At 61.9% G+C, this 18,129-nt stretch carries 20 protein-coding genes; 6 read left to right on the top strand and 14 right to left on the bottom strand.

The window, feature by feature from the left end:
• Window positions 1-30 precede the first annotated feature (30 nt).
• On the bottom strand, window positions 31-495 hold the full coding sequence (locus C8C89_RS07095; RefSeq protein WP_133989213.1) for an FKBP-type peptidyl-prolyl cis-trans isomerase: 465 nt from the start codon (window positions 493-495) through the stop codon (window positions 31-33).
• A gap of 94 nt (window positions 496-589) precedes the next feature.
• Here C8C89_RS07095 and thpR point away from each other — a divergent pair, with 94 nt between their 5' ends.
• On the top strand, window positions 590-1,108 hold the full coding sequence (gene thpR, locus C8C89_RS07090) for an RNA 2',3'-cyclic phosphodiesterase (RefSeq protein WP_166674686.1): 519 nt from the start codon (window positions 590-592) through the stop codon (window positions 1,106-1,108).
• 10 nt (window positions 1,109-1,118) lie between these two features.
• Here thpR and C8C89_RS07085 read toward each other — a convergent pair whose 3' ends face one another.
• Window positions 1,119-1,982 carry a tRNA threonylcarbamoyladenosine dehydratase gene (locus tag C8C89_RS07085; RefSeq protein WP_243857926.1) on the bottom strand — a complete coding sequence of 288 codons (864 nt, stop codon included), beginning with the start codon at window positions 1,980-1,982 and terminating at the stop codon, window positions 1,119-1,121.
• A gap of 112 nt (window positions 1,983-2,094) precedes the next feature.
• Between C8C89_RS07085 and pdxH the strand changes: the two genes are divergently transcribed.
• Both pdxH and C8C89_RS07075 read left to right on the top strand, forming a co-directional pair.
• Entirely contained in the window at window positions 2,095-3,294 is a 1,200-nt protein-coding gene (pdxH, locus tag C8C89_RS07080; protein WP_133989212.1) for a pyridoxamine 5'-phosphate oxidase, read from the top strand.
• A 126-nt stretch (window positions 3,295-3,420) separates the two neighbouring features.
• Window positions 3,421-4,656, top strand: coding sequence for a cyclopropane-fatty-acyl-phospholipid synthase family protein (locus tag C8C89_RS07075; protein ID WP_101484742.1), 1,236 nt, complete (start codon window positions 3,421-3,423; stop codon window positions 4,654-4,656).
• Window positions 4,657-4,683: 27 nt separating this feature from the next.
• Here C8C89_RS07075 and msrA read toward each other — a convergent pair whose 3' ends face one another.
• Window positions 4,684-5,217 carry a peptide-methionine (S)-S-oxide reductase MsrA gene (msrA, locus tag C8C89_RS07070; RefSeq protein ID WP_133989211.1) on the bottom strand — a complete coding sequence of 178 codons (534 nt, stop codon included), beginning with the start codon at window positions 5,215-5,217 and terminating at the stop codon, window positions 4,684-4,686.
• Window positions 5,218-5,393: 176 nt separating this feature from the next.
• Here msrA and C8C89_RS07065 point away from each other — a divergent pair, with 176 nt between their 5' ends.
• The gene (locus C8C89_RS07065; protein WP_077408668.1) at window positions 5,394-5,900 is read left to right on the top strand and encodes a flavin reductase family protein; all 507 of its coding nucleotides are present in this window, start codon (window positions 5,394-5,396) and stop codon (window positions 5,898-5,900) included.
• Window positions 5,901-5,939: 39 nt separating this feature from the next.
• Here the strand turns inward: C8C89_RS07065 and C8C89_RS07060 are convergent, their stop codons facing one another.
• The 11 genes from C8C89_RS07060 to C8C89_RS07010 all read right to left on the bottom strand — a co-directional run bounded on the left by C8C89_RS07060 (window position 5,940) and on the right by C8C89_RS07010 (window position 17,149).
• Window positions 5,940-6,626 (bottom strand): OmpW family outer membrane protein, encoded by a 687-nt coding sequence (locus C8C89_RS07060; protein ID WP_208327680.1) that lies wholly within the window; start codon window positions 6,624-6,626, stop codon window positions 5,940-5,942.
• A 92-nt stretch (window positions 6,627-6,718) separates the two neighbouring features.
• Window positions 6,719-8,104, bottom strand: a complete 1,386-nt coding sequence (locus tag C8C89_RS07055; protein WP_101482924.1) for an SGNH/GDSL hydrolase family protein — start codon at window positions 8,102-8,104, stop codon at window positions 6,719-6,721.
• A 242-nt stretch (window positions 8,105-8,346) separates the two neighbouring features.
• Entirely contained in the window at window positions 8,347-9,366 is a 1,020-nt protein-coding gene (locus C8C89_RS07050; protein WP_101482925.1) for an L-threonylcarbamoyladenylate synthase, read from the bottom strand.
• Window positions 9,363-10,559: a 5-(carboxyamino)imidazole ribonucleotide synthase gene (locus C8C89_RS07045; RefSeq protein WP_101482926.1), complete on the bottom strand. Its 1,197-nt coding sequence runs from the start codon at window positions 10,557-10,559 to the stop codon at window positions 9,363-9,365. Before C8C89_RS07045 ends, C8C89_RS07050 begins: the two co-directional genes overlap by 4 nt.
• A gap of 15 nt (window positions 10,560-10,574) precedes the next feature.
• Window positions 10,575-11,081 carry a 5-(carboxyamino)imidazole ribonucleotide mutase gene (gene purE, locus C8C89_RS07040; RefSeq protein WP_101482927.1) on the bottom strand — a complete coding sequence of 169 codons (507 nt, stop codon included), beginning with the start codon at window positions 11,079-11,081 and terminating at the stop codon, window positions 10,575-10,577.
• 1 nt (window position 11,082) lies between these two features.
• Window positions 11,083-11,976, bottom strand: coding sequence for a phosphoribosylaminoimidazolesuccinocarboxamide synthase (locus C8C89_RS07035; protein WP_101482928.1), 894 nt, complete (start codon window positions 11,974-11,976; stop codon window positions 11,083-11,085).
• Between the two features lie 104 nt (window positions 11,977-12,080).
• Window positions 12,081-13,145 (bottom strand): class II fructose-bisphosphate aldolase, encoded by a 1,065-nt coding sequence (gene fba, locus C8C89_RS07030; protein WP_010401625.1) that lies wholly within the window; start codon window positions 13,143-13,145, stop codon window positions 12,081-12,083.
• A gap of 80 nt (window positions 13,146-13,225) precedes the next feature.
• Window positions 13,226-14,674, bottom strand: a complete 1,449-nt coding sequence (gene pyk, locus C8C89_RS07025) for a pyruvate kinase (protein WP_101482929.1) — start codon at window positions 14,672-14,674, stop codon at window positions 13,226-13,228.
• Between the two features lie 120 nt (window positions 14,675-14,794).
• The gene (locus C8C89_RS07020) at window positions 14,795-16,006 is read right to left on the bottom strand and encodes a phosphoglycerate kinase (RefSeq protein ID WP_133989210.1); all 1,212 of its coding nucleotides are present in this window, start codon (window positions 16,004-16,006) and stop codon (window positions 14,795-14,797) included.
• A gap of 77 nt (window positions 16,007-16,083) precedes the next feature.
• Window positions 16,084-16,434 (bottom strand): AzlD domain-containing protein, encoded by a 351-nt coding sequence (locus tag C8C89_RS07015; protein ID WP_133989209.1) that lies wholly within the window; start codon window positions 16,432-16,434, stop codon window positions 16,084-16,086.
• A complete protein-coding gene (locus tag C8C89_RS07010) occupies window positions 16,427-17,149 on the bottom strand; it encodes an AzlC family ABC transporter permease (RefSeq protein WP_101484744.1) in 723 nt (240 codons plus the stop codon). The genes C8C89_RS07015 and C8C89_RS07010 overlap by 8 nt, the downstream gene beginning before the upstream one ends.
• A gap of 271 nt (window positions 17,150-17,420) precedes the next feature.
• Between C8C89_RS07010 and C8C89_RS07005 the strand changes: the two genes are divergently transcribed.
• Together C8C89_RS07005 and C8C89_RS07000 are read left to right on the top strand one after the other, a co-directional pair.
• On the top strand, window positions 17,421-17,615 hold the full coding sequence (locus C8C89_RS07005; protein ID WP_070220739.1) for a zinc-finger domain-containing protein: 195 nt from the start codon (window positions 17,421-17,423) through the stop codon (window positions 17,613-17,615).
• Between the two features lie 81 nt (window positions 17,616-17,696).
• Window positions 17,697-18,122, top strand: a complete 426-nt coding sequence (locus C8C89_RS07000; RefSeq protein WP_101482932.1) for a nuclear transport factor 2 family protein — start codon at window positions 17,697-17,699, stop codon at window positions 18,120-18,122.
• Window positions 18,123-18,129 lie beyond the last annotated feature (7 nt).

Below are 18,129 nucleotides of genomic sequence, written 5' to 3'. Positions count from 1 at the left end.
GCGAGCATGCGCCGCCGCCAAAGTGAACAATTACTTAACGTCCAGCAATTCCACGTCGAAGATCAGTGCCGAGTTCGGCGGAATGTCGCCATTGCCGGCGCCGCGCGAGCCATAGGCCAGCTCGCCTGGAATGATCAGGGTGCGCTTGCCGCCCACTTTCATGCCCGCCACGCCCTGGTCCCAGCCCTTGATGACCATGCCCTTGCCAAGCGGGAAGTCAAACGGGCCACGGCCCACGGAGCTGTCGAACTTCTTGCCGCGCGAATCTTTCGCCAAGGGACGGTACAACCAGCCCGTGTAGTGCACGGTGACGTTACTGCCGACGGACGCTTCCTTGCCCGTACCGACCTTGTTGTCGATCAGAATCAATTTATCGGCGACAGGGCCAGGGCTCAGCGAGACGGCGGAGGCGGAAACAGGCGCTGGCGCCTGTGCCTGCGCCAGCGACGCGGCGACGGAGCAGATCAGGGCAAACAAAACGGAGCTACGCGTCATGATGTATTCTTTCAGTGAGTTTCGGTGAGATCCCTGGCCAGCCAACCGGCAGGGAATGCCAATAATAGCAAACCGCTGCAACGATAGGAAAAACTTGTCGCCCGATACACATTGTCCCCGTCTGTTTTACGCCCTGTGGCCCGACGCGGCCACGCGCGCGGCATTGGCCGCCTGGCAGGCACCCTTGCAAGGCAAGCCCGTGCGCGCAGAGAAACTGCACCTGACCCTGGCCTTCCTGGGGCAGCGCCCGGCCAGCGCTATGCCGGCCCTGCAAGAGCTACTGGGGCACTTGCCGGCGCGCGCCATGCCCCTGGTATTCGATCACGCCAGCCACTTCCCCCAGCTGGCGCTAGCCTGGGCCGCGCTGGCGCAGGCCTCGCCCGCCTTGCTGGACTTGCGCGCTGCCTGCATGCACGGCTTGGCAGAACAGGGACTGGCGCCCCGCTTCGAGCACGACCGTTTTACGCCGCACGTGACCCTGGCGCGCCAGGCGCCGCCGCCAGCCAGCCAGGACTTCGCGCCCATCGCCTGGCAGGCGGACGAACTGGTGCTGGTGGAATCGATCAAGAGCAGCGGCGACTATCGCATCCTGGCCAGCCGCAAGCTGACCTAAACAGCGCGACTTAGGCGGCGTCCGGCACTGGCACTGGCACTGGCACCGCGGCAAGCTTGTCCTGACGCAAGCTTTTCAGCGCATGGGCAGCCGCCACCATGCCGAAGCTGGCCGTCACCACCACGCTGGAACCGAAACCGGCGCAATTCAAGCCCGTCACGCCGGCAGGCGTGCTGCCATCGATGGCGCACGCTTCGGCACTCTCGGGCGTGCTCAACGGTTCCATGGAAAACACGGCGTCGACGTTGAATTTGTTTTTCACGCCACGGGGGAAACCATATTCCGTGCGCAACAGTTTGCGTACTCGCTTGAGCAGCGGTTCCTGCTCCGTTTTCGACAAATCGCGCACGGCGATCAGGGTCGGGTCCGTCTGCCCGCCCGCGCTGCCGATGGTCAGCATGGGAATGTTGCGCGCGCGGCAATACGCGATCACGGCCGCTTTCGCCTTGGCATTGTCGATGGCGTCGATCAGGTAGTCGAAATCGCGCCCGCCCAGCAATTGCTCCAGGTTATCAGGGGTAATAAAATCCTCGATCTGCGTGACCTGGCAAAACGGGTTGATCAGTTCGATGCGCTCGGCCAGGGCTGTAATCTTGGCCTTGCCGATGGTGTCGCTCATGGCCTGGATCTGGCGATTGATGTTCGATTCGGCAACATTATCGAGGTCGATCAGGGTCAGGCGGCCGATGGCGCTGCGCGCCAGCGCTTCGACGATCCAGGAACCGACCCCGCCCACGCCGATCACACCCACATGGGCGGCGCGGAAGCGCGCCAACGCGGGGGCGCCATACAGGCGGGCTATGCCGCCGAAACGCCGTTCAAAATCGATCTCGGTCAAGTCCATGGAAATTAGTTCATTGGTGGAGGTATGCATGGCGCCATTTTAACGGACACTGCGCAGGCAGATATTCTAAAATAGCCGAATTGACACAGCGACAAGAGCAACTGTCGCCGCGCCCCCACACCGCCCACCACGAGAACTTGCCATGACCTCTCCCCTGTTCGACTCAGTTCCCGGCTTTGACCAGCCCATCGCCGTGCTCAAGCATTGCCACGACAAGATCCGCAAGCAACTGACGACCCTGCAAAACCTGCTGGGCCACCTGGGACAGCATGGCAACACGGCGGAAGCGCAACAGGCGGCCAAGGCAGTGTTGCAATATTTCAATAAAGCCGCCCATTTGCACCATGACGATGAAGAACAGGACCTGATGCCCATGTTGCAGGCGACGGCCACGGGCGACGACGCGGCCCTGCTTGCGACCCTGGTGCCGGAAATCCTGGCCGACCACCAGCGCATGGACCAGGCCTGGCTGACCCTGCGCCCGGAACTCGACGCCATCGCGGCCGGCACGAACTCGCAGCTGTCGCACGATGGCGTGCGCGACTACGTGGCCGCCTACCAGGCCCACATGGCCAAGGAAGAAGGACAACTGGCGCCCATGGCCAAGCGCCTGTTCAGCGCGCAACAGATGGAGCAGCTTGGCACAGCCATGCAGCGCCGCCGCGGCATCGTGCCGGATGCGCCTGAAGTGCCGGACGCAGCCGCCGTACTGGCAGCCATGCGCACCGATTACGTGCAATCGAGCCTGAGCGAGACCGATGTGCTGGCAGATCCCATCGCCCAGTTCCAGAAATGGTTTGCCGAGGCCGTCAAGGCCCAGGTGATGGAACCGAATGCGATGGACTTGTCCACCGTCAGTCCCGACGGCAAGCCCAGCTCACGCATCGTGCTGATCAAGCAGTTCGACGAGCGCGGCTTTACCTGGTACACAAATTACAACAGCGACAAGGGCCAGCAGCTCGAACACAATCCGCACGCCGCCCTGCTGTTCTTCTGGCGCGAACTGGAGCGGCAAGTGCGCATCGAAGGCACGGTGGTGAAAACCACGGCTGCCGAGAGCGACGAGTATTTCAATGTGCGTCCCCTGCAAAACCGCTTGTCGGCGATTGCCTCGCAGCAAAGTACGCCCATCGACAGCCGCGCCGCACTGGAAAGCAACTACGAGGCCGTCGCCGCCGCTCTCGGCGACACCCAGCCGCCGCGCCCGGCCCACTGGGGCGGCTACCGTTTGCAGCCGGAACGCATCGAATTCTGGCAGGGCCGCCGCTCGCGCTTCCACGACCGCATCGTGTTTACGCGCGGTGCTGACGGGCAATGGAGCATGCAGCGCTTGCAACCTTAAGCGCGCAGTCAAGGCTGTGCAAAGCAAGCTGGTCAATATAGGTGTAGGCTATGAGGGTAGAAGTTACTAAATAACATTGTTTCTCAATTTGCAGCCCCAGCTGGGGCCGCTTCATTGGAGGCCATTTTGTTTGTACAAAACCAACTCAGGTCCTGGATCGCCAGCATTCGCAGCAAGACCGCCTTGCCGCTCCGCATAGAATTGTGGAATGGCCAGCATGTCGACCTGTCCAGCGAGGTGCCGCGCGTGACCATTCGTCTGCCGACAGTCGCCTCGGCCCGCTACCTGCTGAACCCCTCGCTGGCCAATCTGGGTTCGGCCTATGTGGAAGGCAATATCGAGGTCAAGGGCACGGCGATGGACATGATTTCCATCTGCAATGCCCTCGCCCGCAACACCCTGAAACCGGAAGGCAAGCTGGCCCGCATCGTGCGCAGCTTTACGCACGACAAGAGCAAGGATGCCGAAGCCATCCGCTACCACTACGATGTGTCGAATGCCTTCTACGAGCAATTCCTCGACCCCGGCCTCGTGTATTCCTGCGCTTATTTTGAAGATGGCGATGAAACCCTGGCGCAGGCGCAAGTCAAGAAGATCGACCATATCCTGAAGAAAATCCAGCTGCAGCCGGGCCAGACCCTGCTCGATATCGGCTGCGGCTGGGGCGCGCTCGTCATCCGTGCCGCACAGCAATATGGCGCCCGCTGCGTGGGCGTGACCCTGTCGGAAAACCAGTACGCGCTGGCGCGCGAGCGCGTGGCGGCGGCCGGCCTGGCGCACCTGATCGATATCCGCCTGCAAGATTACCGCGACGTCACGGGCCAGTTCGACCGCATCACCAGCGTGGGCATGTTCGAGCACGTGGGCCTCAAACACTTGCCCGAATACTTTGCCATCATTAACAAGCTGCTGGCGCCCGATGGCATGGCGATGAATCACGGCATCACCTCCACCGACCCGGACAATGGCGAAACGCCGTATGGCGGCGGGGAATTTATCGAGAAATATGTGTTTCCACACGGCGAACTGGCGCACATCGGCAATGTGCTCAAGACCATGCAGCAAGGGGGACTGGAAGTGCTGGACGTGGAAAACCTGCGGCGCCACTATGCGCGCACCTGCGCCCTGTGGACGGAGAATTTCGAAGCCAACGCCGAGCAAATTCGTCCGCTGGCGGGCGAACGGCGCTTCCGCATCTGGCACGTCTACCTGGCCGGCTGCGCCTATGCCTTCGAGCAAGATTTGATCAGCCTGTACCAGATCGTCTGCGTGAAGGCGGGACGGCGTTCCACCAACCTGCCCTGGTCGCGCAACTACATGTATGCGCGCGATGCCAGGCCCGCGCCCGTGCTCACGACCTGACAGGCGCGCGCGGCGCTGGAGGCTGCCTCACTTCAGGCGCCCCGCATACATGGCGCGGAATTTCTCCACCTTGGGCGCGACGACCAGCGCGCAATACCCCTGCAAGGGATGCTGCTCGGCATAATTCTGGTGGTAATCCTCGGCTGTATAAAAAGCTTGCGCCGGCGCCAGTTGCGTGACGATGGGCGCATCCCACACGCCGGCCATCTCGGCGAGTACCTTGCGCGCCACTTTTTCCTGCTCGGGCGACTGGTAATAGATGACGGAACGGAATTGCGTGCCGACATCGTTACCCTGCCGGTTCACGGTGGTGGGGTCGTGCAGCGTAAAAAAGATTTCCAGCAAGTCGTGGTAAGGGATGATGGCGGGATCGAATTCCAGGCGCACCACTTCCGCGTGGCCCGTGTCGCCCGTGCAAACCTGTTCATACGTGGGATCGGGCACGCTGCCGCCCGTATAGCCGGACGCGACGCGCGTCACGCCGCGCACTTCCCCAAACACGGCGGCGTGGCACCAAAAACAGCCACCGCCCAGTATCGCCACTTCCGTCTGCTGATGCATGATGTCCTCCCGCAATGCTGCTGCGCCTTATCATTTCACTACTGTAACGCAAAGCGCCGTGGTCTGCAGCGCCGCTAGAAACGGCGCGTGGTGCACCGCACATACGGGCATGCCGACGACGATTGCGCTGGCGTGGCCGATTTTTGGCATAATGTCAGCAAATAGACAGGTCACCCATGAACACACGCTCTCCCCGCGCGCCAGCGCAAGAATTCGATACGACACATTTCCGCCAGGCACTGTCGCAGTTTGCCACCGGCGTGACGGTCATTACGACACGCCTGGCCGACGGCAGTTTCCGTGGCTTGACGGCCAGTTCCTTCAATTCCGTCTCGCTATCGCCGCCCCTGGTGCTGTGGAGCCTCGGTTCCGTGGCGAACAGCATGCCCATTTTCAGCGGCAACTCGCATTACGTCATCAACGTGCTGGGCGCCGACCAGGCGGAACTGGCTACGCGCTTTTCACGCCGCACGCCGAATCCCTTCGACGACGTCGAATACGAACTGTCGCGCACGGGCCAGCCCATCCTGAAAGGCGCATCGGCCTGGTTCGAATGCCACAACCGCAGCCGCTATCCGGAAGGCGACCACGTCATTTTCGTGGGCGAAGTGGAACAATGTGCGTTTGCCGCGCAGCCGCCCTTGATCTTCCATAATGGAAAGTTCAATACACCGCCAGCCTGAGCGGGACAAAAAAAAATCCGCCGAGGCGGATTTTTTGTTTTACAGGGTAAAGTTGTACCCGATGCTGACACTCACGGCAACCGGATCGAGCTTGATGTCCTGCGTCTGCCCCGTCGAGAATTTCGCCTTGGTTTTCAGGTAGGTCTTGACCACGGCTACGTCAGCAAACCAGCGCTCGTTGAAGGCCACGGTGCTGCCGACCACCAGGCTGCCTGTCAGCTTGTTGTCCATGCGGTAGGTCACTGGTTTTCCACCCGGATCCAGCAAGGCCGTCATCTGACCCGAGCCGGTTTCCTTCTGGAAATAAGCATACGTCAAGCCCGCGCCCACGTATGGACGGATCATCGCATTGGGCTGGAAGAAACGGTACTGGATGAAGGCCGTCGGCGGCAAGACTTCCGCCGTGCCCAGCTTGCCTGTACCCTTGATGGAGCCGTCGCCAATCAGGTCGTGCTTGTATGGCACGCCCAGGATCATTTCAGCGGAAATATTGTCCGTGAGCATGTAGGCAAAGCTCAGGATGGGCTTGGTATCGGCCTCGACGTTGGCCTTGGTGCCCGGCAGTGCCGGTGCGGAAATGTCGCCACTGTCGACATGCGGCGTGATCTTGTTAACGCCAGCCTTGACCATCCAGGTGCCTGCGCTTTGCGCCGAAGCGCCCGTCGCCATGGCCATCGCGGCGGCGGCGGCCAGCACGCGTACAGCGGTATTCAAACGATTCTTCATCTTGTCTCCTGATCATTATGTGCGGATAGTTCAGCTATCCAGTCTTGTCACTGCCAGCCGCGTCCCGCGGACGCAGCCGGCACGGCCATTCCTTACAGCCAGCCCCGCACGACCATGTCCTTGGCCACATAACGGGCCAGCAACAGATTGTTGAACGGCGTAGGATGCACATCGTCGGCATACGAGTAGTGGCTGACATCGCCCGCTTTCAGGTTCGTGCCATTGCACACCAGCGAGCTGCCCAGGATATTGCCTGGCGCGCTCAAATCGCACGCCGTCTCGCTGACGTTGGTCAAGCCATACGGGCCGGGATTGACGCCCTGGTCATGGCTGACGGCAAACACGTCGACCAGCAATACTTTCGCATTGCCATTCAAGCCGGCGCTCAGTTCGCCATTGAAGGCGCTGACCATGGCGTTGATGAGCGCCTTGGTATTGGCATCCTTGCTCAAGCCCGATGGCGTACCGGCCACGTCAGGCAGGTTGTTGACTATCACGTAGTTGGCGCCCTTGGCGATGATCTGGTCCTTGACCAGCGCCACCAGCTCCTTGCCTGCCTGTCCCATCGCCGTCACCAGCAACGGCCCCTGAGCCGCGGCGTAATCGGCACCTGCCTTGGCGCCGGCAGCATTGCCCGTCACCGTCGCATCGGCTTGCGCCTTGGCGGCCGCAGCGGCGGCCAGCGATGGGGCATTCGTATTGCCAGCAATAACGGCGGCTTGCACGGCAGCACCGACGATGGTCGTCGATGTCGCGCCCGGCGCCGCACTGGCCGTTTTGATGGCGGCACCGATGGAGGCTGCGGCCGTGGCCGGATTGGTAGCGCCGGCCGCCAGGGCCAGCGCTAGGTTGGTGGCGAAGGCTTGTGCCCCCGCAGCAGCACCAGCGGCCTGGCCAGCAGCGGTCGCGCCCGCTTGCAATGCACCCAGCTGGTACAGCACGTCATTACCACCTGCCATCACGAAAACGGCTTCCGTGCCGCTGAACTTGCCGCCTGACACAGCCAGGTGATTGGCGATCTGCGTCACCACGGGTACGGTCAAAGCGCCCAGCGCACTGCCCGTCAGCTTATTGTTCGGGCCAACCGGATTGGTCACGCGCGAGCCGCCCATGGCGTAGCCGTAGCAGCCTGCATGCTTGACGCGCGCCACGGACAAGCCTTGCGCCGCATTGCCTTCCAGACCAGTCTCGGCGGCACACGGCACGGCCAGGCCAAATTGCGCGGCCAAGTGCTCGGTCCAGTTCTTGCCCGTCAGTTCAGGATTGATCTTGGTATTGTCGCCATTGATGGTGAACTTGCCGCCACCTTTCGCCAGCACCGTGCCCACGGCATACGAACCGACATCGGACAGGCTGTCGCCGAACGACACCTGCGCCGTGTATTTGACTTTCAAGGCTTGATCACCGCCACTGGCGCCGCCGCAACCTGCCAGGACAGCCGCAGCCAGCACGGCCAGCGCGAATTTTGTTTGATGCATTTTGTCTCCTCGGTCTTTTTTCTGGTTTCTAAACGAACGGGCGTGCTATTCGCTACCCAACTAATATGCCATCGTTCCTCAGGCTTGTATAGAAAATATGTTTTAAAAATCAACGAAATAACAACACTGGCAGCGCCCTGTCACGACAGGGTGATTGCATGAATTATGGGGGATTTAAGATGTTTCGTGGCAAGCATCGCTATTGCGCTGCATCAAGAAAAAGCCCCTTGCGGGGCTTTTCATCATGCGGACAGAAACTGCTGCAAGATACCACTTGAGCCGAACGCGGCACGCCGCAAACGGTCATTCACGCCCAACCACTCGGGGCCGGTGGGCGGTGCTTCGACGAGTATCAGCTCAGCGCCGACCTGGTCCATCGTGCGCAGCGAGGCATACAGCGCATGTGCGTAATTTTCCGGGCTGGCTACCAGGCGTACGCTGGCGCTGGCCGGCGGCAGATCCGAGTAATGGATCAGGGCCACGCGGCGTCCGTCATTGAGCAGGCGGTTCAAGGTGGCGCGCACGTCGTCGCTGTGCTGCATCGCAACAGGCGTATGTGGCGCGTAATGCGATTCCAGGGTGCCCGAGGCACGCGGCGCAGCGGCGTCGGCCATGGCTGGTGCGCGGCCGATGACGGCGGCGATCTGCTCGCTGCTGATATGGCCGGGACGCAAGAGTACGGGACCGTGCGTGGCCAGGCGCGACAGGTCGACGATGGTCGACTCGATGCCCACGTCGCTCTGCCCGCCATCGAGGACGAGGCCCAGCAAGCCGCTGTCGAGTTCTACCGCGAATTCATCGCGCACGTGTTGCGCCGTGGTGGGGCTGACATTGCCGAATTTGTTCGCCGACGGCGCCGCCAGGCCGCCCTTGCCCCCCTTGAAGCTGCGTAGCAAGGCAATTGCCACCGGGTGCGACGGGCAGCGCAAGCCCACCGTATCCTGGCCACCGGAAACGGCGTCCGGGATATGCGCGGCGCGCTTGACGATCAGGGTCAGCGGACCGGGCCAGAAAGCGGCCACCAGCTGTTCCGCCTCGACCGGAATGTCATCGGACCAGTGCGCCAAGTCGGCACCGGGCGCCACATGCACGATCACGGGGTGGTCCGATGGACGACCCTTGGCTTCGTAAATGCGCGCCACGGCGGCCGGGTTTTCCGCATCGGCGCCCAGGCCATATACCGTTTCTGTCGGGAAAGCGACGAGGCCGCCCGCTTCCAGCACGGCGGCGGCCGCAGCCAGGTCTTGTGCGGGCAAGGTCACGGCGCGATTCCCAGGATCAGGCAAGCGTCGCGCAGGCGCTGCTGCGCCTCTTGCAGGCTGGACGCGATGAAGGTCAGGTGGCCCATCTTGCGCCCGCGGCGCGGATCGTCCTTGCCATACAGATGTAAACAGGCGCCCGGCAGCGCCAGCACCTGGTCCCACGCCGGTTCGCTGGCAAGCTCGCTGCCGTCGGCAAACCAGACATCGCCCAGGATATTGAGCATCACGGCCGGCGAATGCTGGCGCACGTCGCCCAGCGGCAAGCGCGCCATGGCCCGCACCTGCTGCGCGAACTGGCTGGTGACACAGGCATCCATCGTGTAATGGCCGCTGTTGTGCGGACGCGGCGCCATTTCATTGACCACCAGGCTGCCGTCGGTGAGCACAAAAAATTCGATGCACAGCACGCCGACATAGCCGAGTTCCGCGACCATGGCTTGCGCCGCCCGCTGCGCCCTGGCGGCGCAGTCGTCCGACACGTTCGGCCCCGGCACGGTGGTCGTAAACAAGACGCCATCGCGGTGCACGTTTTCGGCGATCGGATACACGACCGATACGCCGTCCACGCCGCGCGCCGTCAGCACGGACACTTCGTACGCCAGCGGCAGCATTTTCTCCAGCAAGCAAGTTACCTCGCCCATTTCGGCAAAGGCGGCGCGCACCTCGTCGCGCGTGCGCACGCGGAACTGGCCCTTGCCGTCATAGCCCATGCGTACGGTTTTCAGTATGCCCGGCAGCAAGTCGTCGGGGATGGCATCGATATCGTGCTGCGTGGCAATCACCATGTGCGGCGCCGGCAACACGCCGGACTTGTCCGCGCAGTCGACAAAGAAACGCTTTTCCGCGATGCGGTCTTGCGCCACCGACACGCCATGCGCATTCGGTGCCACGAAGACCCGCTCGGCCAGGCGCGACAGGCTGTCGGCCGGCACGTTCTCGAATTCCGTGGTGACGGCCAGGCATTGCCCCGCCAGCGCGTCGAGACCGTCAAGGTCGCTGTAGCCGGCATTGACCAGACGCTGCGCCACCTGCCCCGCGGGGCAGGCATCGGACGGTTCCAGTACCGCAACCTGATAGCCCATGCTCTGGGCGGCCTGGGCAAACATGCGGCCGAGCTGGCCGCCGCCCATCACGCCCAGCCACGCCGGTGGGTTGGCGGCAGGCAGCAATGGGGAAGTCGATTTACTATTCATTATTTTTCAAACACATTATTCAGGCAAGACCATGGCCTTGGCGGCGGCCGTTTGCGTGGCACGGAAGGCTTCCAGCTGGTCGGCCAGGGCGTCGTCATTGGCGGCAAGCATCGCCACCGCCGTCAGCGCTGCATTCGCCGCGCCCGCTTCGCCGATGGCGAAGGTGGCTACCGGAACGCCCTTGGGCATTTGCAGGATGGACAGCATGGAATCTTCGCCGCGCAGGTATTTCGACGGCACGGGCACGCCCAGCACGGGCACGATGGTCATCGCCGCCACCATGCCAGGCAGGTGGGCCGCGCCACCGGCGCCGGCGATGATGGCGCGCAAGCCGCGCGCGCGCGCGCTTTTCGCGTACGCATACATCTCGTCGGGCATGCGGTGGGCGGAAATGACTTGCGCCTCGTACGGCACGCCAAACTGTTTCAGGATGGCAACCGCATTCTGCATCACTTCCCAGTCCGAGGACGAGCCCATGATGACGCCAACCAGCGGCTTGGGGTTCAACTTGTGCTCACTCATCTCAGGCCTTCAGCTTCTCGCCCGTCAGGCGTTCGATGGCTTCGAAGTACTTGGCCTGGGTTTTTTCAATGACATCGGCCGGCAGCGCAGGCGCCGGCGCGGTCTTGCCCCAAGTCAACGTTTCCAGGTAATCACGCACGAATTGCTTGTCGAATGACGGCGGCGAGATGCCAGGCTGGTAGGAATCGGCAGGCCAGAAACGCGACGAGTCGGCCGTCAGCACTTCATCCATCAAATGCATCACGCCATTGTCGTCCAGGCCGAATTCGAATTTGGTGTCGGCAATGATGATGCCGCGCGTGGCTGCGTACTCGGCGGCAGTCTTGTACAGGGCAATGGCGACATCGCGCATCTTGGCGGCCAGGTCGGCACCGATGCGCTGTTCCATTTCCGCAAAGCTGATGTTTTCGTCATGCTCGCCCAGCTCGGCCTTGGCCGCCGGTGTGAAAATCGGTTCCGGCAGTTTTTCCGCCTGTTGCAGGCCCGCTGGCAATTGAATGCCGCAGATGCTGCCCGTGTCCTGGTAATCCTTCCAGCCCGAACCGATGATGTAGCCGCGCACGACCGCCTCGACCATGATGGGCTTCAAGCGCTTGGCCACCACGGCGCGGCCTTTGACTTGCTCCACTTCATCTGCTGCCACCACGGATTCCGGCGCCACGCCGGTCAGGTGGTTCGGCACGATATGGCCCAGTTTCTCGAACCAGAAGTCGCTCATCTGGTTGAGGACCTTGCCCTTGCCGGGGATAGGCTCGTTCATGACGACATCGAAGGCCGACAGGCGGTCCGTGGTGACGATCAGGATCTTGTCGTCGCCGACGGCGTAATTGTCGCGGACCTTGCCGTGGCCCAGCAATGGCAGGGAGTGGATGGAAGTCTGATAGAGGCTGTTCATAGCGGGGGAATAGTTGGATGAAACGAAACCGGCAGACGGGGGATGCCCGCCGGTCGAGAAAATCGGGCACGGAGCATTGCTTCCGGCCCGTTCCAGACAGAATTTTACTTCACAATTTGCGACAGCTCGCCGGCCTTGTAGCGCTCGGCCATTTTTTCCATCGTGATGACCTTGATCTTCGACGCCTGGCCTTCGCAGCCGAAGGCCTGCATGCGCGCGCGCACGATTTGCTCGGCAGCGGTGCGGGCTGGCTTCAGGAAGTCGCGCGGGTCGAATTTCGATGGGTTTTCAAACAGGTACTTGCGGATCGCGGCCGTCATCGCCAGGCGGATGTCGGTGTCGATGTTGATCTTGCGCACGCCGTGACGGATGCCTTCCTGGATTTCTTCCACTGGCACGCCGTAGGTTTCCTTCATGTCGCCGCCGAATTCGCGGATGATGGCCAGCAATTCCTGCGGCACCGACGAGGAACCGTGCATCACCAGGTGGGTGTTCGGAATGCGCGCGTGGATTTCCTTGATGCGGTCGATGGCCAGGATGTCGCCCGTCGGCTTGCGCGTGAATTTGTACGCGCCGTGCGAGGTGCCGATGGCGATCGCCAGGGCGTCGCACTGGGTGCGCTGCACGAAGTCGGCCGCTTGCGCCACGTCCGTCAGCAGTTGCTCGCGGGTCATCGTGCCGTCGGCGCCGTGGCCGTCTTCCTTGTCGCCCTTCATGGTTTCCAGCGAACCGAGCACACCCAGTTCCGCTTCCACCGTCACGCCAATGGCGTGCGAGAATTTCACCACTTCACGCGATACTTCCACGTTGTATTCGTAGGAAGCAACCGACTTGCCATCCGCTTCCAGCGAGCCGTCCATCATCACGGACGTGAAGCCCGAGCGGATGGCGGCCATGCAGACAGCCGGCGACTGGCCGTGATCCTGGTGCATGACGACGGGAATGTGCGGATACGCTTCGACGGCGGCGTCGATCAGGTGGCGCAGGAAGGCTTCACCGGCGTACTTGCGCGCGCCAGCAGACGCCTGCATGATCACCGGGCTGTTGAGCGCATCGGCGGCAGCCATGATGGCTTGCACTTGCTCCAGGTTATTGACGTTGAAAGCAGGAATGCCATAACCGTTTTCGGCGGCATGGTCCAGCAGTTGACGCATGGATACGAGAGACATGGTAATACTCCAGAGAACAATAGAAACTGTTGCGGCGCTTCGCGGTCGATAACCGCGCCGGCGCCTGAATTCTTGGGCCTTTATTCAAACTCGCCGACTGTCACAATCTTCAATGCATTCGTGCCGCCCACCTGGCCCATCGGCTCGCCCCAGGTGACGACGATCATGTCGCCCTTCCTGACAATGCCCTGCGCCACCAGCAGCTCTTCCGCCTGCTTCAGCACTTGCGCGCTGGGGGCGTTCTGCATCAGATGATACGCCCGAACATTGCGGTACAGTGCGGCTTTGCGCAAAGTGGTGACACTGGGTGTGAGCGCGTAGATCGGCGTGTCGATGCTGTGGCGGCTCATCCACAAGGCGGTGGAACCGGATTCCGTCAGCGCCACGATGGCTTTGACGCGCAAGTGATGGGCCGTGAACAGGGCGCCATACGCGATCGACTGGTCGATGCGGGTAAATGTGACGTTGAGGAAATCGGCATCGAGCTTGTTGTATTCGGACTGTTCCGCCTCGACGCAGATGGCGGCCATCATTTCCACCGTCTCGATCGGGTACTTGCCCGACGCCGTCTCGGCCGACGTCATGACGGCGTCCGTGCCATCGAGCACGGCATTGGCCACGTCGGACACTTCGGCGCGGGTCGGCACGGCGTTGACAATCATCGATTCCATCATCTGCGTGGCAGTAATGGCCAGTTTGTTCGACGCGCGCGCCATCTTGATCATGCGCTTTTGCAGGGCCGGCACGGCCGCGTTGCCCACCTCGACGGCCAGGTCGCCACGCGCCACCATGATGCCGTCGGACGCGTCGAGAATCTCTTGCAGTGCAGGAATGGCTTCGGCACGCTCGATCTTGGCGATCATCATCGGCTTGTGGTGGTACGGTTCGCCGGCGATATTGGCCAGCTGGCGCGCCATTTCCATGTCGGTTGCGCATTTCGGGAAGGAAATTGCCAAATAGTCGGCCTGGAAACTCATGGCCGTCTTGATATCCTCCATATCCTTGGCCGTCAGCGCGGGCGCTGACAGGCCGCCACCCTGGCGGTTGATACCCTTGTTGTTCGACAACTCGCCGCCGATCTTGACGGTGGTGTGGATTTCGCTGCCGTGGATGCGTTCGACGATCAGCACGATGAGGCCGTCGTTCAGCAGCAGCACGTCACCCTTGTGCAAGTCGCGCGGCAGGGCCTTGTAATCGAGACCTACCCGTTCCTGGTTGCCCAGTTCGCCATTTTCGCCCCACTTGGCGTCGAGAATGAAGCGTTCGCCCGCTTCGAGCTCGATGCGCGTGTTTTCAAACTTGCCGACACGAATCTTCGGCCCTTGCATGTCGGCCATGATGGCCACTTCGCGGCCGCATTCGGCCGCCGCCAGGCGCACCAGTGCGGCGCGGTCGATATGGTCTTGCGCCTTGCCGTGGGAAAAATTCAAACGCACCACGTCGACACCCGCACGTATCATCTTCACCAGGATGTCGAAGTCGGTGGAGGCGGGGCCGATTGTTGCTACGATTTTTGTACCGCGTGGCATAGGAATCCTTGTGCGCCAACAAGACGCTAGCTGAGCAAGACCTGGCGGCTGCGCCGCCCGGCAAGGTAAAAGCGCAGCGGTCAGGCTGCGCTTGGTACTGAAATGCTGACTGCTGCCGAATTAAGCAGCGCGCTGCATGAGAATTTCCACGGCCGGCAAAGTCTTGCCTTCCAGGAACTCCAGGAAAGCGCCGCCGCCCGTCGAGATATAGCTGATTTTATCGGTAATGTCGTATTTGGCAATCGCCGCGAGGGTGTCGCCACCGCCAGCGATGGAAAATGCTTTCGATTCGGCAATGGCCAGCGCCAGGGTCTTGGTGCCGTTGCCGAACTGGTCGAATTCGAACACGCCCACGGGACCGTTCCACACGATGGTGCCGGCGGCGGCGATCTGCTGTGCCAGCAAGGCGGCCGTTTTCGGGCCAATATCGAGGATCATGTCGTCGTCCGCCACATCGGCCACGTCCTTGACGGTGGCAGCGGCCGTAGGCGAAAACTCCTTGGCGCACACGACATCGACAGGAATCGGCACTTGCGCGCCGCGCTTGGCCATGATCTCGATGATGGCCTTGGCTTCTTCGACGAGCTCCGCTTCCACCAGCGACTTGCCCACGTTCAAGCCGACGGCTTTCATGAAGGTGTTGGCGATGCCGCCGCCGACGATCAGATTATCGACCTTGTCGGACAGGGCTTTCAGGATGGTCAGCTTGCTCGATACTTTCGAACCAGCAACAATTGCCAGCAAGGGACGGGCAGGTGCGTGCAAAGCTTTGCCCAGCGCATCGAGTTCGGCGGCCAGCAGAGGTCCGGCGCAGGCGATGGGGGCAAACTTGGCGATGCCATGCGTGGATGCTTCCGCGCGGTGGGCCGTGCCGAACGCGTCATTGACGTAGATATCGCACAGCTTGGCCATTTTTTGCGCCAGCTCATCGCTGTTTTTCTTTTCGCCCTTGTTCACGCGCACGTTTTCCAGCAGGACCACCTGGCCGGCAACCGTGTTTTCCAGGCCGGCGCCATCGACCCAGTCTTGTTTCAGTGCGACTTCCTGGCCCAGCAGCTCGGACAGGCGGGCAGCCACTGGCGCCAGGCTGTCAGCCGGTTTGAACTCGCCTTCCGTCGGACGTCCCAGGTGCGACGTCACCATGACAAAGGCGCCAGCGTCGAGGGCGGCGCGGATGGCCGGCACCGAGGCGCGGATGCGCGTGTCTTCGGTGATCTTGCCACTGTCATCTTGCGGGACGTTCAGGTCGGCGCGGATAAACACGCGCTTGCCTTGCAGTGCATTTTGGTCGATCAAATCTTGCAGACGGATGAAGTTGAGAACAGCTGACATGGCGATCCAGATGACGAGTGGAAGGAAGTGCGCTATTTTACCGCAATGCCCAGCGCACATCCCCGATTTGTCCTGCTTTACTGAAAAACATGCAACAGTCGCAAGCCCGTGAAAACCAGCATGCCAAACACGATGGTTTGCAGCATATTGCGGCGGATCACAAAAAAGAGCGTGGCGGCAATACCCGACAAGAGTTTCAAATTCGATAATTCAAAGTGTACTTGCTGCCCTTCCATCAGCAGATCGGGCGCGATGATGGCCGCCAGCGCGCAGGCCGGCGCATAGCGCAGCATCTCGCCCACGCGGCGCGGAATGCTGATGTGATGGCCGATCAGCCAGAAGGTGCTGCGCGTGGCGGCCGTGGCCACCACCAGCACGGCGATGGCGATCCACACGTCGCTCCTGCCCCAGTCTATGCCGTCAAACATGGCGTTTTGTCCATTTTTCTGTCAATTCTTCCACGGCCATGGCGCTGACCATGCCCACCAGCACGGCCAGCAGCAAGCCCAGTTTATACGGCAGGCTGAAGGCCAGCACGGCCACCGTGCCCGCCACCAGCACGCCGCACAGGGCGGCGCGGCTGAGGATCAGCGGCACCGTCACGCACAGGATCGCCAGGGTGCCCGCAAAACCCAGCCCCCATTCGACCGGCACGACAGCGCCCAGCAAGATGCCGATGAAGGAACCGATTTGCCAGGCAAGCCAGTTGGGGTAAACCAGCCCCTTGAGGAAGGGCAGCTTGGCCGGATCCGGCGTTTCATGGGGGTAGCGCTGCAGGAACAGGCCCACGGTGATGTCGCCCGCCACATAGCCGAGCGCAAAGCGCTGGCGCCACGGCAGATGGGCGAAATGGGGCGCGAGCAACACGGAAAAGATAACAAAACGCAAATTGACAACGAGGGCCGTGGCGAAGATCACCCACACGGGCGCGTGCGCGGCCAGCAGGGGCAGGGAGGCGAGCTGGGCCGAGCCGGCAAAAACAAACAGGGTCATCGCCACCGCCTGCGTCACCGTCAAGCCGCTTTTCACCATGGCCACGCCCACCACCATGCCCCAGGCGGCAATGCCCAGCATGCTGGGCGCACCCAGTTTCAGGCCGGCGCGCCAGGCATCCTTCAGCAGGCCGTCGTCCTTGTCGGCCATGACGGCGCTCACGCGGGACTCCGGCAGACGGAGTGTGGTAACTGCACAACAGTGGTGCGCGCAGTAGTGCTACGCAACGGTGATACCAGCAAGGCAAATCCAGTCAGTGTGGCGCTGCAGCTGCCATATTTCCACAAAAAAACCGCGCCGCAGCCGCAGATAATCGAGCCGCCATTTTAGCCATGATTTTTGCTGTCTGCCTGAATCCGTTAAAATCGTACTTTTGGCAGCAGCCGACTTCCATCCATACAGCCTCACGGAGCATGACAAGATGACAAAAACCACCCAGCCAGCGGTCGAACTTGACGGTAAAGACTTGCCAGCCCACTGCCCTAACCCGGCCATGCCGCTGTGGTCGTCGCATCCGCGCGTGTTTCTGGAATTCAACAAGGACGGTATCGCCAAGTGCCCCTACTGCGGCACGGCGTATACCCTGAAGGAAGGCGCCAGCGCCGGCCATCATTAAACTGCCCAGCGGCGCGCCTCCAGCGCGCCGTTTTCATTTGCACCTCTGAGTGTCTTGTATACCGCTCAAGCCGGAGTCGTCATGAAACGTCTGAAAGAACTCAATGGCAGCGCCGCCGAAGTCGAAGCGGCGTTCTACGATGCCTTGCACCGCGCCGACCTCGAAGCGCTGATGGCGCTGTGGGCCGACGATGAAGAGGTCGTCTGCATCCACCCGGGCGGCGCGCGCCTGATCGGCCATGCCGCCATCCGCGCCTCGTGGGAAACCATTTTGGCGGGCGGCGGCCTGCACATCGTGCCCACGCAGCTGCATGAAACGCACAATCTGATGAGCTCCGTGCACACTGTGGTCGAAGGCGTCACCCAGGAGGAAGGCGGTCCGGCGCACCTGCTGGCCACGAACGTGTACGTGAAAACGCCGCGCGGCTGGCGCATCGTCCTGCACCACGCCTCCGTTGCCCCCGGCGGTGCGCCGGCCGACGCCACGGGAGCGCAGATCCTGCACTGATGACTTT

Origin of the sequence: Janthinobacterium sp. 75 (assembly GCF_004365495.1) — a bacterium.
Classification (GTDB): domain Bacteria; phylum Pseudomonadota; class Gammaproteobacteria; order Burkholderiales; family Burkholderiaceae_D; genus Janthinobacterium.
Note: the sequence above shows the minus strand (reverse complement) of the source record. Positions and strands in the feature narration are given on the sequence as shown.